Origin of the sequence: Frigoribacterium sp. NBH87 (assembly GCF_014217665.1) — a bacterium.
GTDB lineage: Bacteria > Actinomycetota > Actinomycetes > Actinomycetales > Microbacteriaceae > Frigoribacterium > Frigoribacterium endophyticum.
Genome location: NZ_CP043650.1, coordinates 1,978,542 through 1,993,561, shown reverse-complemented (window position 1 = coordinate 1,993,561; position 15,020 = coordinate 1,978,542). Strand labels below are relative to the sequence as shown.

The following is a 15,020-nucleotide window of genomic DNA, read 5'->3' as shown; positions in this document are numbered from 1 at the left end:
GTCCCTAGAATCAGCGCATGCCTTTCGACGAGTGGTACGACGACGCCACGAAGGAGGCCGCGACCGCGCGGGTCCTCCAGCGCAGGATGACCAACCCGGGCGACCGCAACGTGCTCACGGTGGTCTCCGACGAGTTCAGCGTGCCCCGGCAGACCCTGGCCGACTGGGTCGAGGAGGCGTCGCCCGAGTCCGCGGCCGCGCCCAAGAAGCCGCGCCCCAAGTTCTCGCAGGTCGTCCGCACGTCGAAGCCGGCCCCGGCCCTCGAGGAGGCGCCCCCCGCCGGCGAGGACGCTGACGACGACGAGACGGTCGCCGCCGAGGCGGACGCCGCCGAGGCGGAGCCGACCGGCGCGGAAGAGCCGACCGCTGAGGAGTCGGTGGTGACGGAGGACGACGCCGAGCCGGCGCCCGCGACGGAGGACACGGACGAGCCCGAGCTCGAGCCGGAGCCCGAGACCGATCTGGAGCCGGCGGACGACGAGCTGGACCAGGACGACGTCGAGGACGAGGACGACCTCGACACCGCCGCCGACGCGGAGCCGGCACGCGACCCATACCCCGCCTCCCCCGCTCCCCTTTCCCCCGCTCCCCCCGCCACCGCCGGCCGTGCCGCCGCCCTCGAGGCCGAGGCCGCCGCGCTCCGGGCCGACGTGAAGGCGCTCGTCGCCGCGCTGCGCATCCTGCTCGAGGCCTGATGGAGGTCACCGAGCTGCTCGCGGTGCTCATGACCGCGCTGCTCGTGATCGCGGCCGCGACGCTCGTCGGGCCGCGCCTGAGGGTCGCCGCTCCGCTGCTGCTCGTGGCGATCGGGGTGGGCGCGAGCTTCCTGCCCGCGTTCGCGGCGGTCGAGATCGACCCCGAGCTGATCCTCGCCGGGGTGCTGCCGCCGCTGCTCTACTCGTCGGCGGTGTCGATGCCCGCGATGAACTTCCGGCGCGAGTTCGGGGCGATCAGCGGCCTGTCGGTCGTGCTGGTGGTGGCGAGCGCCCTCGTGCTCGGCGTCTTCTTCATGCTGGTGCTGCCCGACCTCGGCTTCGCGTGGGGCGTGGCGCTCGGGGCGGTGATCAGCCCGACCGACGCGGTCGCGACGTCGATCGTGCGGCAGACGTCGGTGTCGAAGCGGGTGGTCGCCATGCTCGACGGCGAGAGCCTGCTCAACGACGCGACCGCGCTGGTGCTGTTGCGGACGGCTATCGTGGCGACCGCCGCCTCCTTCTCGGTCTGGGGCGCCGTCGGCACGTTCGCGTACTCGGTCGTCGTGGCCCTGGTGATCGGGCTCGTCGTCGGGGCGGCGAACCTCGCGCTGCGGCGGAGGGTGCCCGACTCGACCGTCAACACGGTGATCTCGTTCGCGGTGCCCTTCGTGGCGTCGCTGCCGGCGAGCGCCGTCGGGGCCTCCGGGCTCGTGGCGGCGGTGGTCGCGGGCCTGGTGACCGGGGTGCGGGCCCCGCGGGAGCTGTCGCCGCAGAACCGCCTCTCCGACTCGCAGAACTGGCGGACGGTCGAGCTGGTGCTCGAGGGTGCGGTGTTCCTGACGATGGGCCTGCAGATCCGGTCGATCGTGGTCGACGTGCAGGAGGACCACGCCGGGGTGGCGCCCGCGCTGCTGATCGCGGTGGGGGCGCTGGTGCTGACGATCGTGGTGCGGGCGGCGTACGTGGCGCCGCTGCTGCGGGTGCTGTCGGCGAGGGCGCGGCACGCCGAGGCGATGCAGCCGCGGGTGCAGAGCATGCACGAGCAGATCCGCACCGAGGGGGCCGTCGGGCCCTTCGCCGAGATGAACCGGCGCGGTCGCTCCGGCCCGTCGCAGCTCGCCGCCGAGGCGGGGCCTGAGGGAGTCGCGGTGCCCGCCCCCGCGGAGGTCGCGTCGCCGTCCCCCTCCCCCCGTCTCGGCTCCGGAGGCTCCCGCACGCCCTCGCCCCGCGCCTCCCGCACCCGGTCGCGGCGCACGTCGTCGCGGACGCCCTCGCAGCGCACCCCCTCGCGGCGCACCCCCTCGCAGCGCACCCTCGACCAGTTCACGAGGCGGGTGACGCAGGGCCTGGCCGACATCGAGTACTTCCTGAGGCAGCCGCTCGGGTGGCGGGACGGGACGGCGGTCGTCTGGGCGGGGATGCGCGGTGCGGTGACGGTCGCGGCGGCGCAGACGCTGCCGGAGGACACGCCGCAGCGTCCGGTGCTGGTGCTGATCGCGTTCGCGGTGGCGGCGCTGTCGTTGCTGGTGCAGGGCGGGACGGTCGGTCCGTTGCTGAAGCGGCTGTCGCCGCCGGTCGACGAGGCGGAGCTGCACGAGCGCAACGAGTCGGAGCGGACGAGGATCTTCGAGCTGATGCGCGCGAGCGGCGACGCCGTGCCGGCCCCCGAGGCGCCGGTGCTCGAGCGCTCGAAGGAGGCGTTCGACGCGTCGGTGGCGCACACGCTCGCGATGCTGGCGGCGCAGCGGTCGGCCTTGCTCGACGCCCGCGACAACGGCCTCTTCGACGCCGACGTGCTGGCCGACGCCCTAGCGAACCTCGACGCCTCGGAGATCGCGATCGTGCTGCGCGGGCGGCTCGCGGACTGACGCGCGGGAGGCGCGGGAGGCGCTGTGTGCACGACCGGGAGCCGAGACGATCGACGTGACGACCTGAACCTCACCGGCACTGCCGTCCAGTCATCGAGCCGTGTCGAGGTCAGTCGCCTCACGACGACGTCGCGGTCCCTTGTCCGAGCACTCAGAGGTGCGAAGGGAATACTCGAGCGAATCTGTCAGCGGTCCTGACGAGCCACTCAGCTAGTTCCGATGCGTACTCATCGTCACGCCAATCGCCGTCCTTGCGGAGGACCACTTGGTTCGACTTAACATCAGGAGCGTCAACCCACTCGAGCTCCGCACCGACCGCCGCCTCGATCTCCTGTCGGCGGTCGCGAAGGCGGGCGTAGGCGGATTTGTCGTCGCGAATGTAGAAAGCGCAGAAGACCGCTTCAGGCTTGCGTGAGTAGAGGGACAGCACGATCGCCGTACCCGCTATGCCCAGGCGAACGTCGACCGCATAATTCGTCGAAGCCTTCGGCCAGGAAGCGATGGTCGTGTCGCTCGCTTCGCCCAGGTCATGGACTCGCTGGAAGAAAGCCTGCCTCTGCGCAAGCAGAGGTCTCTCTCCGGGCGTCCGGAGGCGATCTCTGTCAATGTCCAGCCCAGTCAGTTCGGCGAGCTCTTCCGCGCTGATGAACTGGTCCATGTCGGCGCGGCCGTCACTCCCGAAGGTGAGCCCCTCAGACGTCAGGACGTCGTGCGGGTCGTCGATCCGGGCCGAGTCGAGCCACCGGAACGCGGGTGAGATCGTTCCACCTATCTGAAGCACGCGCCATGCAGCCTGCATGGGGTGGCTTGTGATGACAGCCGCGACCGGCTGAGGATAGGACCCTGCGACTAGTGCAACCTCACCATAGGACGTCCATCGGCCAGCTGGGATCTCGGCCACGATCGCGGCGACCAGGCGGCCCAGGGAGGTCGACTCCTCTACCTCGAGACCAGTCAGCGTCTCGTCGGGCCCCGGCCACAAGGCGATGATCCTCTCCGCCAGGTCGGCACCGCGCTGCACGATCTCAGGAGCACCCCATGCTTCGTGCCCCGCGATCGCCTGGTTCAGACGTAAGCCACTCTCCGCGAGCATGACCCTCTTCTTGCTGAACGGGTGGTTGCTCAACTCACTGTTGTAGCCCGTGAGCGTCAGGTTGCCGATGGTGTGGACGAGCCGGTCATGCTCGAAGGCGACGTCAGACTCCTCAGGGAGGCTGAGAGCAAATGTGTCGCGCACAGCGTCGGTCAGGGTCTGAGGCAGGACGTGCTCGATCGTCAAAGTCGTCGGGTCGACGATCTCCTTGGACCCGAGGGACTCCTCGAGCCACAAGAGGATGAGCTTCTTCTGCGCCGCACGTCCCTGCCAGTAGAAGGGCACGTTCGCGACAGCATCGCGAACCTGCTTGTCAGTGCCGTAGAACTTGCGGCCCCGTGACAGGTAGTCACGCAGCGCGACATCGATCTCCGCGGCGTCTGCGATCCCGCCGACTGCCTGCAGTAGCGTGCGGTTCAGACCCGCGGTCGCGCGTCCGATCACGACTCGCCGAACGAAGTACGACTCCAGGTAAGTCAGAGCATCGAGCACCTGTTGAGTGGACGCTGTGCCGGCTGCACGTCGATCCAGGATGCGCATGACGATGGGGTAGGCGGTCGTCGAACCCCATGAACGGATGCGTGTGAGTCGGCGTCTGACGTCCTCATCGGATTCGCGTGAAGGCTCGAGGAGCGTCGCCAGCACGTCACCGAGCTTGGCGATGCGAACGACCTCTTCGACGATCTCCGGCGGTCCAGAGAGCTTCTCGAGACGCTTCTGCTGACCAACGTAGGTGTCCGATCGTTTGGCGCGCTCGTCGGTCTGGACGAGATCGAGCCAGAAGAGCAACTCGAGGTTCTCGCCAGAGAGCTTGTCCTCCAGCGGGAGCCACACGGACTCGTAGACGTCAGTCCCGCCTTCTCCGAGTCGCATGAACAAGTAGTTCTTGAGCAGGTCTGACTGCGTCAGCTGCAGGCCGGTGTTGTTCAGCGACTCGAAGATGCGGTGTGCGTTGTCCCTGGGCTCGGCTGTCACGACCACGAGAGCAAGGCCGTTGACGACGACGTTCTCGATCTCTTCGAGGTCTTGCGGCTCCTCTGGATCGTCGGCGGCAGCTAGCTTTGCTCGAAAGTGGTTGTAAGCCTCGCCGACATTGTTGCTGCCCCCTGCGTCGGGAGCTGACCGCACAACAGCGAGATAGGACGCCCGGTCGGCCTGCGTCGGCAGGACTTTCGCGGGCTTGTCCTTGTCGTACACGTTGACCAAGTACTGGGCGTTGATGCCCTCCGCTCTCTCGAGATCCCCGGTCTCGATCAGATGATCGCGAAGGGCTGCCAGGAGAAGCGTGAGGGTCATCAGACGCTGCTGGCCGTCCACGACGAGCAACTTCGAGACACCGACGACCGAGAAGTCGGGACTCTGAGCCAGGACCAAGGACCCCATGAAGTGGGTGGCAGACGGCTCGAGGCGGCGCGTTGCGGCGAGCTCGACGATGTCATTCCACAACTGGTCGAGCTGCGGAGTCGCCCAGGAGTAGACCCGTTGATAGAGAGGTACTTGGTACTGCTTCTTACCTTCCAGCACACCAGCGAGGTTCGTCTCCGCTGCCTTGACCATGCGTTCTCCGTGTCTACTTCGTTGCAGAATTTATTGGCTTGCGCCGTTAAGTGGTCAGTTTCCAGGCGTCGCCACCGAGAGACCGCCCGTGCCAGGAGTGAGTTCGAGGACGGTCTGGTCGGAATCAGTGAGCACCGGGATGCCGTCAGGTAAAGCGTGCAGGGCGCGAGCGAGACGGCTGAAAGTGGTTCTGGCCTCGAGAGTTCCCTTGCCGGCGAAGGTGACGGGTACCTTGCTGGAGTCGAGCCGCAGCACGCTGAGATCGTCGAGTAGTCCGACGAGCTGAGACTGTCGATCGGCGATCTGCCCGAGCTCGTTGCTCAGCAGGCTCTCGACGTGTGGCAGTGAACGATCCGGGTTCGAGTACTCGGCAGCGACCTTCTCCAGGACCGTCACTCGGGCCCGAAGCGCGAGTCCCTCGTACGTCTGGGCGACGATCCGCTCGAATTCCCTCATGGGGTTGTCGCGCTTGCCCACCAATGCGACCAGGAGCTCCGGCCCATAGACCCGCTCCGCATCTGCGTACTTCCGAGTCACGTCGATCCATCGGTCAAGCCGATCGATGTAGCTGTTGGTGAGAGTGTCTAGTTCACCGAACGCGTAGGCAGCTGACGAGATCGCCGGGATGTGCGCCTGATCGAGCAGGTAGCTAGCGACTTTGCCAGCCTGCTGAGCAGCAGTCGACAGCACTGACCGGTCGTGGTCGTTCGCTCGGGTCTCGATCCCGACCAACGCGTTCTTGATCCCGTCGAGCTTCTTGTTCATTTGATACTGAGCCAGCATCTCGCCGGCCACAGCGAGCCCGACTGTTGCGATCAGCGGCCCGGCAGCAACAGTCGCGCCAGCACCCGCTACTGCGGGGACGAGCCGCACGTCACCAGAGATCTTCGATGAACCCGCCGCTCGAGCCAGTCCACGGAAACCACCGCCCACCGCGGGGACGAGATCGCGCGCAACCGAACCTGTCGGCATGATGACGCGGTAGAGGGTTTCGGTGGACCCGGACGAACGACCCAGGTGTCCCGCCGCCTGGCTGATCGCCTTGGCAAAGGCGCCCGTGCTCTGGGCGACAAGACCCGAGGATGTGCCCAGAGGCGAGGCAGGGGCACGACTGATGAGCAATGCATCGCGGTTCAGGAGCATGCGGAGCATGTCCTCAGTGCTCGGCTCGGACGTCATCGACACGAGTGGAACAACGACAGCTTCTTCAGGTACCACGACGCCTCCAGTTGTTGTGAGCGCCTCATCTTGTCAGTCATCGCCGACCGTGATGAGCCGCGCCTGACCCGACATGAGACAGGCGGATCCGAGTGGTGGATCTCAGTTCACCAACCGGCCACACGTGCCACGAGACCAAACGAGTGCGCGCGGAATGGGGCGAAAGGCATGACGCTCTCGCGAGGTCAGCGGCTGGTTTCCTCGGCTCGGTACAGCGTCGAATGGAAGCCGAGCTTCCGGTCTTGCGTCAGTCGACCGAGTGACCCCGTCAGTGCCGAGGTGCCGCCCGGAGGGACTCGTGCAGCCGGTTCGTCGCCGACACGGCCGACGTCTGCACCTTCCAGTAGAGGCCCCCGGGCGACGACATCTCGAGCTGGCCGTAGAGCATCACCGCTCGTTCGGGGTTGTTCGAGTACCGCCGGTCGGGCCCGCCCTTGACGTTGACGTACTGCCACGTCCGGTCCACCTGCTGCGCATCGGTAGGCAGCCCACCGAGAGCTTCGATGAACTGGGTGCTGCGGGCTCCGCTGACGAGGTCGCCGTACGCGACGTCGGCGTATTGCCGGCCTTCCTTCACGAGGATCCGGTCGGGCAGGAAGTGCAAGCTCGTGTGGCCCGCCGTGATCGTCGGCACGGCGATGTTGGTCGCCAGGTGCCGGGGAGCGTCGAACGTCACCGTCGCCGAGACGCGGCTCACCAGGTTCCCTGCGCCGGCGTTCGTCTTGTGCTGACGGGTGGTGACGACCTGGCCCGACTCTACGATCCGCCACACCTTCTGTGACGCGGCGGCGACCGTCGTCGAGTCGACCAACGAGTCGAACCACCGTTCATCGGCCCCCTCGACGTCGTAGAAGACGATGACCCTGCGCTTGGCCTGGTCACGGAGCACGAGATAGACCAGCGCCACGAGCGCGGCCCCCGAGAGCAGCCACCCCCAGGACGCGATCGCGAGGCCGGCGAGGAAGAGCACGCCGAAGATCGGCCAGGTCCACGACCGGTACGCGGCCGCGTCGTTGAGCTGCTCGACGATGTCTCCGCGACCTGTCGCCACGAGCTCGTGGATGGTGGCCCCGGTGACGTCCTCCATCTCGACATCGTGCTGCGACGAGGTGCGCGTGGGAGGAGAGGCGCGTGTCGGGCGTCGCGACTGAGCCCGCGTAGTTCGGTAGTTCAGCCCACCAGCACTGACTGAGACATAGTTGCCGCGCGGCCCCGTCCCGGCGCGGAAGCCGGGCACTCCTGCGCTGACCCCCAGCCCTGACGTGCTCGCGGTGAAACGGAACGGCCCCGATCTCAGGGTCTTGCGGACGTAGAACCCCATGCGTTCAGGACGCCAGGATCTGGAGGAACGTCTGCTCCGTCACGATCTCGATGGCCTGGCCACCTGCGGCCAGCTCCCTGGCGCGTTCGATCTTGGAGCTGAGGGTGGCGCCGACCCGCAGCGTTGCAGGATCGAAACCACCCATGACGACGAGACTGACTTTCTTGGTTACGTTGCCGGCGACGGTCGCGCCGAACGAGGCCACGATCTCCTGAGCCTTCGCACGCGTGTAGCTGTCCAGGTCGCCGGAGAAACAGACCACTTCACCGAACAGAGGATGGCCAGGGTCGGCCTCGAGGCTGGCTTGCGGCAGCTCCGCTTTCTTCTGGTAGGTGCGGATGCGGGTTGATCGGGCCTTGTCCTTCGGGGGCACGGAGGCCCAGAGCGCCTCGATGCTGTCGGCACCACGTTCCTCCGCGACGCGAAGCGTGATGAGAGCGCAGGCCAAGGAGTCGGCTCCGGCTTCGTGGTGGTTGAAGTCGGGCAACCCGAAGTGCTCCACGACGAGCGGGAGGCGATGGCTGGGCAGCTGGCAGTGCCGCCGCACGATCGCGAGCGCGTCGAGGAACTGGAACTCGCCTGGCGCCACTCCGGTCAGGTCGTTCGCGGCGTTGTAGACGCCCTTGTCGAACGGGCTGTAGGCGACCAGGGGCACGCCTGCCGTCATCTGACTGATCCTGAGGAGCGTCTCCGCCCAGGAAGGTGCCCCTACGACATGGCTCGGACCGATGCCGTGGAGATAGGTGTTCGTGAAGTCGGACCCGGTCGGCGGACTCACGAACCAGGAGTCGGCGTCCGCCACAGCTCCGTCGACGACCTTCGTCAGACCGACGGCACACACGGACGCACGATCGAAGTTCGCGGTCTCGAAGTCGATGGACACGAAGTTCAGGGGCACAGGCTCAGCATAGGAGCAAGGCTCACCTTCATCGGCACCCCCAGAATGCGGGGAAGCGTCAGACCGATCCTCATGGAGGCAATCCCGATCAGGTCGACATTGACATCTCGATCAGCCCTCTCTGAGCTGTACCGACGCAGCCCCGTAAACCCAGGAGCGAGCACCATGCGCTGGATCTTCTACGTCGTCGCCACCGCGGCCTTGATCGCCTCATCGGCTTGGTTCGCTGCCTCGCCGGACGACACGAAGTGGATGCCGGCCCTCGCCTCCGCCCTAGTGGTATGGAGCGAAGCAGTCGGAACCCTGGCACTCCGCCGCCGGCGCGACAGCACCACCCGAGCCGCGAACGACGAGCGCGTCGAGCGGGGCTAGCTGGGCTGGCACCGGTCACCCCAGGCAGGGCCGCGAGGATCGCTGGTCCCGTGACCACCGCCTCCCCACCCCTGCGGCCCTGCCGGGCCAGCTCGCCGGATCAGCTCGCGGGGTCGGCGGCCGGCTCGAGCGCCGGGTCGATCACGACGACGCCGGGGCCGTAGCGCTCGTCCGCCGACCGCTGCAGGGTGCCGTCGTCGACGATGACGTGGACGCGGGCCCGACCATCGAGCTCCTCGACGCCGAGCACGGTGCCGTCGATGCAGATCGCCGCACGGTAGTCCTCGACGGCAGCGGTCACGGCCGGTGACGCTGCCGTGCCTGCGGTGTCGGACGAGCCGGGCGTGAGGAGGTCGACGGCGACGCCGTCCCACGGTCGGGCCGGGGAGGTCACGGTGAACGCCGTCCCGTCCCACGTGCCGGTGACCTCATAGCGGCCCCAGGTCGTGCCCGCGGCGGTCTCGGCGCCCTCGAGGCCCGACCAGTCCCAGCCCTGCACGGCCGGTCCGTCACAGATCGGCGGGTACGACTTGAGGACGACGTCGAGGCAGAGCACCGGGGCCGCGCTGCCGTCGCGGCTCAGGACGGTCGTGCGGGTGGTTAACTCCTGGGCGGCGGCGGCCCCTGACGTCGGCGCGAGAGTGGGCGTGGGGCTCTGCTCAGCTGGGCTCGAGGCGCAGCCGGAGAGGACGAGCGCGACGGCGCCCGTGGCCGCGCAGGCCAGGGCGCGTGTGGTGAGCGTCGTCATGGTCCCTCGTCCGTTCCGTGGGGTGCCGGCGAGGAGGCGGGCGCCCTGCGGTGCGACGTCGCGCTGCCTCGTGACCGAGTCCTGCTCAGGCTGTCGCCCCCCCACCGGCAGCGTCAAGCCTGAGCCCGAGCCCGAGCCCGAGCCCGAGCCCGAGCCCGAGGGAGGCAGTGCCAAGATCGACGACGAGCCGCCGCTCCTGACGGTGCCATCGACGGGGGGACAGAGATGACCGACACGAACGACCTCCGGGCCTGACGCATGACGACCGTCGACGAGGCCCGCGCCCTGCGCGACGCGGAGGGCCTGCGCATGAAGATCTTCGAGCCGCACCTGAACGACACCGACATGGTCGTGGTCACGACGGGCGACACCGGTGGCTACCGGGTCTGGGCGACCGGCGAACGTGCGTCACCGTGGGGGCGGACGACCGTCTACGACTCCGAGTCGGACGCCCTCGACGACGGCCTCGCGCGAGGGCGAGCAGGTCGCGACCTCGAGATCATCAGGGCCGACCGGCACGCTTCGTACGTGGCCGACATGAGAGCAGTGGACGCCACCGAGCCGTTCCCCGGCCCGCGGGGGTCGGTCCTCAGTCCTGTCCCCACGGGTCCGGGCCTCCTCATGGAGTTCGCCGTCTTCTCGTCGTCGGCCACGGACGACAGTGGTCCCTACATCGACCACGTCGGCTCCCTCCGCGGCCGCCCCGGCGAGGGCTGGCAGGCTGCCACCCCCACCACGACGCTGACCACCCACGACACCGTCGACGAGGCCGTCGCCGCCCTGCTCGACGCGACCGAGAACTGACGGAGGCGCGGGTCAGGTGACCAGCGCCTCCCCGAGACACGCGGCCGGTGGTCCGGCGCCGCTACTCCGCGTCCGCCGGGAGCGCGGACTCCGGCGCGCAGTAGTACGCCGCGTGCCACGCGCCGCCCCGGGTGCACTCGATCGGGACGTCCTCGCCCCGGACGGTGAGGGTCTGATCACGGAGACCGCTGCCGTGGCGCCCCGTCGAGTACAGGAAGGTGAGGACGTGGCTGCCGTCGGCCGAGGTGCACTGCCAGGGGCGCTGCAGCCGCCAGCCGTCGATGCGGACGCACTCCCCAGGGGCCGCGTCACGAGGTCGTCGTCGACGTACGACCAGGTGGCGGGGTCCGAGCGCTCCTCCTGGAGCACGCTGTGCGGCGTGGACTCCGCGAGCTCGCGCGGGAACGCCGCGTGGTCCCAGAAGAGGGCCCCGACGATCAGCACGGCGAACCCGGCGACGGCCACGCCGATGATGATCAACGACGTCCGGAGGTCGCGCTTCTGCTGCGCCGTGAACGGCTTCGGCGGCTCGCGGGTCGTTCCAGGCTTCGACACGGTCCTCCTCGGCGCGGTGGGGCCGAGAGGGACGTCGCCCCCGTGCCCGCGCGCGAGCACCCCCGCCTCGATCATCGCAGCGATCGGGCCGGCAGGCCTCCCGTTCGCACTCCCGAGACCCGAGGAGGCGCGGGTCACCTCCCCCGGCCCAGCACTAGGTTCGCCTCATGAAGCTCCTCGCAGGGATCACGGCGGCGCTCCTCCTCGCCCTGGTCCTGCTGGTGCTCGCGGTGAGGGCCGACCCCGACGTGCCGCTCACCCTCACGGCCGCCGAGACGGACATCCCGTGGTGCAGCACGGACGAGCCGGTGATCGTGGCCGACCTCTCGACCGACGCCCTGCCCACCTGTGCGCCGCACGGAGTCGAGATGCGCTTCCCCGACGGAGCCGTGATCGACCTGCCCGACGAGCCCGGCACCGGCGCACGCTCCGTCGGAGTCCACGACTACACCTACGTCGACGTCGGCGTCTTCGGCATGTACGCCTCCCGAGCCGACCGCGCTTGCGAGCACGTCGAGCAGTGGGGCACCCCCGAGGCCGTGCGCCGCGTCACCGAGGCCTTCGGCGACGACGCCCCCTGCGTCCCCGACCGGGGCTGACCCGAGGAGTCGCGGGCCCACTCCCCCACACCCGTCACGTCGCCGTCCCCTCAGGTCGGCAGGGTCGTCGCCAGGACGTCGGCGATCCGCTCGAGGTCGGTGCCGGCCGCGACGGTGAGGCTGATCTCGGACCGCCAGGACGGCTCGGAGCGGAGCGAGACGACGAAGTCGACGTGAGACCCGGTGTGGGTCGCCTGGATCTCGAGATCGCCTTCCAGGCTCTTCCACTCCCTCGTGCCCTGCCACCCGCGCCAGTGCCGGGAGAGGGAGGAGAAGTAGCGGACGAGCTCGGACGCATCGTGGAAGAAGAAGACCCAGCGGGCGGCGGTGAGGCCCCCGCGGTTGATCTCGACCAGCACCTGCTCGCCCTCCTCGTGGGCCAAGCGCTCGACGTCGAGGACGGTCACGCCCTCGGAGTGCGTGCCGATGACGACGACGGGATCCATGGGGTCAGCTTGGCAGTGATGCGGGGAGCCCTGGTGCTCAGTCGTTGGGGCGATGAAAACCATGGCGTGCTTCGTCTTGATAATGACGATGGCTCGGGCGCGGGCCTGGCGGGCCCAAAGCAGATCCAGCTGAGCCATTGGCCGCCGACACGGTGGATGCGACGATGCAATCAGTTCTTGATGCCGCGCTGCGCGGTGGTGAAACTGCTCAGCTTTCTGGAAGAGAGCCCATGGCCTTCCAGCAAGGGAGCCACAGCCTCGGGGTCCGCCCACACACCCTCGGCAAGGGCAATAGCGAAGGCGCGCAGGGCCGCGGTGAGCTCGCCTAGCCCTCTCTCCGTGATGATTTTCATGTCAGTCACAGGAGTCGCGTCCGAGTAGGCGGCGACGGCGCGGTGCACCATGATCGGCACCGCGCGAGCGGCAGGATCGTATCGCTGACCGAACCACAGCATCGATGACGCGAGCTGACTCATGTCACGCTTCCCGATGGCGGTGCTTTTCGCCCCTGTTTTTGCTTCGATGACCCAGAACTCGTTGTTGCCTAGCGCCCAGAGGTTGTCGGGACCGGTGTTTGTATCGTGCTCGGGACGCTGGGACCCGAGCCCGATGAACTCGCCGACGCGACGCAGAGCCTCCTCAGTTTGCTCAACTCGGTACTCATCGAAAGCGAGGTCCTCAATGATGGACTCCACGTCCAGTCGCAGCGCGGCGGCGGTCGAGTATTTCTGCCCCAGGCGGGCGGCACACGCCACTGCCTGAGGTGAATGGGTTTCGAGGGCCACGAAGGTCAGGCCGGCAAGGGGCTTTGTGACGTTGGTGTTCTTCGCGCGGGCCTGGGTGAGGATCTGCTGACCGAGTTCCGGGCTAGTCATGTCGGCGTACGTCGCTTGGAGCTCCAGCAGTCTCCCCGAGGAAGTCTCGTCCGCTGCAGCTGCGGCAGTAGCGATTCGATCACGTGCGCCGGCCAGATCGGCGTTGTGCGCCAGGACGTATGCCTCCCGTTCTGCAACCGCCGCGTCTGAGACATGCCCCGGCGCCGGGGCAATGTTGCGCAGTGCCTTAAGGGCTAGCTCCACCCAGTTCTTGTCCCGCGTGAGCGCCTGTTTGACGGTATCGACAATCTTGCTGAGCGGGAGGTTGTCCATGTTCGCCGCAACTTGGCGTGAGAGCTTGAGCTGCTGCTGGGTTGCGGGACTAAAACGGGTCACCGTGCGAGGGTCCACGGTGAGCTGCGCAAGCCGAGGGCCAAGCAGGAACACGACACAGTGGTCCTCGTTGCTACGTACTCCGCGACCCATTCCCTGTTCGATGCGCTGTACTTGGCGGTCGTCGATCCCGGAGCTGGCGCGGGCGAGGCTGGAACTCAGGCGCTCTTCCGGGCTAAACGCCTCAGGCAAGCCGTCGAGAACGAGAATCCGACAGGCGTCGTCGGGAAGGTCAATCCCGTCGTAGCGGTTCACCAGCACAACAAGTCCGACGTGCTTCTTGCCGCGAAGCTTTTTGACGGCCTCATCAATGTCGTCTTTCGTAGCAACGATGGCCGCGTGCGCTCTCCAGGCTTCCGCCCAGGAAGCGCTAGGGACGAGCACCACTGTGTTAAATGTCTTACTGAGACTGATGATTTCTGCACGGATTGCCTCGGCGGTGAGTGCGGGATTGATTTCTTGTGGAGCAACGATCATTCGCTCTCCGATGTCACCGGCAGACAGAGGGGTGATGGGTGACTGCACGCTGGCCGGAGAGGCGCCGAAGTCGGTGACGAGCACGCTGTCGTCGGCGAGCGTTGCGGTGAGGAACACCCGGTGCTTTGCTTCCATGAACGACGTCACGTGGTCGATAGGAGGACAGTGCGGCGTGATCGTCAGCTCGTGGTTTGAGAAGACGGCGCGGCACAGCGGCAAGACTTCTGCCACAGCCGGCCAGTCATAGAACAGGTCCTGCTTTTCACCAGTTTCTTTGCGAAGTATCTCCCGTGCTTGTTCAACCTTGGATCGCCAGGCCCAGAACGGCACTCTGACAGGAGCGCCACGCCGATCGTCGCGCACGTCCAGGTACGAATCCGAGGACTGAGTTTTTAAATCCTCCGCAAATAGGTCCAAGAGAGGCATAAATGCCGCGTTCTTGCGTGGCACTGTCAAGGACAACTTTTCGCGGGTTGTAGCAAGGGCCGCATGTACGTCGTCGACCACGACCACTCCGATGGGAGCGCGAGGACGTGTTGGCCGTCGGCTCGAAAAGACAGTACGTCCGTTGACCAGTTTATGGGCGTTGACGACACCGATGGCTTCGCTATTAAGGTACGCCGCCCCGTCGACGTTGGTCGTGACCTCGATACCGAGCTTTTGGGCCTCTGCGAGAACTTGACCTACGAGGTAGTCGCTAGGCGCGACGAACAGCGCCGGCCCCTCACCTGCGTTGAGGTAGCTCTGTAGAATAATGAGACCGTCAATGGTCTTGCCGCCGCCGGTGTTGACCTTGATGACGATGTCACGTTCGTCGCGGCGTTCATGCCATTTCGAGAGCACCTGACCCTGCACGTCCCGTAGATACCCGTACCCGGGTGCCTTTGTCAGCTGGCTGTGCAGTTCACGTGGCTCGATCGGCGCGTCGTCCGCGTCGCTCGCCAGCATTGCCCCGAAGTCGACCATTGACCTTGCCCCGTCGCTCCTGGGGTGCAGCGAAACTCATTCGCAGCCGCATTGCCGACCTGAGCCTGACCCCTTGCACACCATAAAGGACGCCGAATAAGCCTGCCTAGCCCTGGGCTGCAGTGCTTGCGACAACGAGATCGCGTTGTTATGTAGAGACAGTGGGTAGACCATGCCGTTCCTGGTCCGCACGCG

Annotated in this window: 12 protein-coding genes and 1 pseudogene; 5 read left to right on the top strand and 8 right to left on the bottom strand. The window is 67.3% G+C overall.

The window, feature by feature from the left end; genetic code table 11:
• The first annotated feature begins 17 nt into the window (after nt 1-17).
• Complete coding sequence (locus F1C15_RS09285; protein WP_185230755.1) at nt 18-695, top strand: hypothetical protein; 678 nt, start codon at nt 18-20, stop codon at nt 693-695.
• On the top strand, nt 695-2,563 hold the full coding sequence (locus F1C15_RS09280; RefSeq protein ID WP_185230753.1) for a sodium:proton antiporter: 1,869 nt from the start codon (nt 695-697) through the stop codon (nt 2,561-2,563). Before F1C15_RS09285 ends, F1C15_RS09280 begins: the two co-directional genes overlap by 1 nt.
• A gap of 151 nt (nt 2,564-2,714) precedes the next feature.
• Here the strand turns inward: F1C15_RS09280 and F1C15_RS09275 are convergent, their stop codons facing one another.
• The 5 genes and pseudogenes from F1C15_RS09275 to F1C15_RS09260 form a co-directional block, all read right to left on the bottom strand.
• Nucleotides 2,715-5,213 carry a DUF4268 domain-containing protein gene (locus F1C15_RS09275; RefSeq protein ID WP_185230751.1) on the bottom strand — a complete coding sequence of 833 codons (2,499 nt, stop codon included), beginning with the start codon at nt 5,211-5,213 and terminating at the stop codon, nt 2,715-2,717.
• Nucleotides 5,214-5,267: 54 nt separating this feature from the next.
• Entirely contained in the window at nt 5,268-6,365 is a 1,098-nt protein-coding gene (locus F1C15_RS09270; protein ID WP_185230749.1) for a hypothetical protein, read from the bottom strand.
• Between the two features lie 334 nt (nt 6,366-6,699).
• Nucleotides 6,700-7,518, bottom strand: a complete 819-nt coding sequence (locus F1C15_RS09265) for a hypothetical protein (protein WP_255465134.1) — start codon at nt 7,516-7,518, stop codon at nt 6,700-6,702.
• A 135-nt stretch (nt 7,519-7,653) separates the two neighbouring features.
• Nucleotides 7,654-7,752: pseudogene (locus F1C15_RS16350) on the bottom strand (DUF4236 domain-containing protein); the annotation flags it as partial.
• Between the two features lie 4 nt (nt 7,753-7,756).
• Nucleotides 7,757-8,650, bottom strand: a complete 894-nt coding sequence (locus F1C15_RS09260; protein WP_185230745.1) for an exonuclease domain-containing protein — start codon at nt 8,648-8,650, stop codon at nt 7,757-7,759.
• Between the two features lie 165 nt (nt 8,651-8,815).
• Between F1C15_RS09260 and F1C15_RS09255 the strand changes: the two genes are divergently transcribed.
• Nucleotides 8,816-9,022 (top strand): hypothetical protein, encoded by a 207-nt coding sequence (locus F1C15_RS09255; protein WP_185230743.1) that lies wholly within the window; start codon nt 8,816-8,818, stop codon nt 9,020-9,022.
• A gap of 100 nt (nt 9,023-9,122) precedes the next feature.
• Here F1C15_RS09255 and F1C15_RS09250 read toward each other — a convergent pair whose 3' ends face one another.
• Nucleotides 9,123-9,770: a hypothetical protein gene (locus F1C15_RS09250; protein ID WP_185230741.1), complete on the bottom strand. Its 648-nt coding sequence runs from the start codon at nt 9,768-9,770 to the stop codon at nt 9,123-9,125.
• Between the two features lie 258 nt (nt 9,771-10,028).
• Here F1C15_RS09250 and F1C15_RS09245 point away from each other — a divergent pair, with 258 nt between their 5' ends.
• Together F1C15_RS09245 and F1C15_RS09240 are read left to right on the top strand one after the other, a co-directional pair.
• Nucleotides 10,029-10,574: a hypothetical protein gene (locus tag F1C15_RS09245; RefSeq protein WP_185230739.1), complete on the top strand. Its 546-nt coding sequence runs from the start codon at nt 10,029-10,031 to the stop codon at nt 10,572-10,574.
• Nucleotides 10,575-11,296: 722 nt separating this feature from the next.
• Entirely contained in the window at nt 11,297-11,728 is a 432-nt protein-coding gene (locus tag F1C15_RS09240; RefSeq protein ID WP_185230737.1) for a hypothetical protein, read from the top strand.
• Between the two features lie 50 nt (nt 11,729-11,778).
• Here F1C15_RS09240 and F1C15_RS09235 read toward each other — a convergent pair whose 3' ends face one another.
• Both F1C15_RS09235 and F1C15_RS09230 read right to left on the bottom strand, forming a co-directional pair.
• On the bottom strand, nt 11,779-12,174 hold the full coding sequence (locus tag F1C15_RS09235) for a DUF6228 family protein (RefSeq protein WP_185230735.1): 396 nt from the start codon (nt 12,172-12,174) through the stop codon (nt 11,779-11,781).
• A gap of 170 nt (nt 12,175-12,344) precedes the next feature.
• Nucleotides 12,345-14,825 carry a helicase C-terminal domain-containing protein gene (locus tag F1C15_RS09230; protein WP_185230733.1) on the bottom strand — a complete coding sequence of 827 codons (2,481 nt, stop codon included), beginning with the start codon at nt 14,823-14,825 and terminating at the stop codon, nt 12,345-12,347.
• Nucleotides 14,826-15,020: the final 195 nt, after the last annotated feature.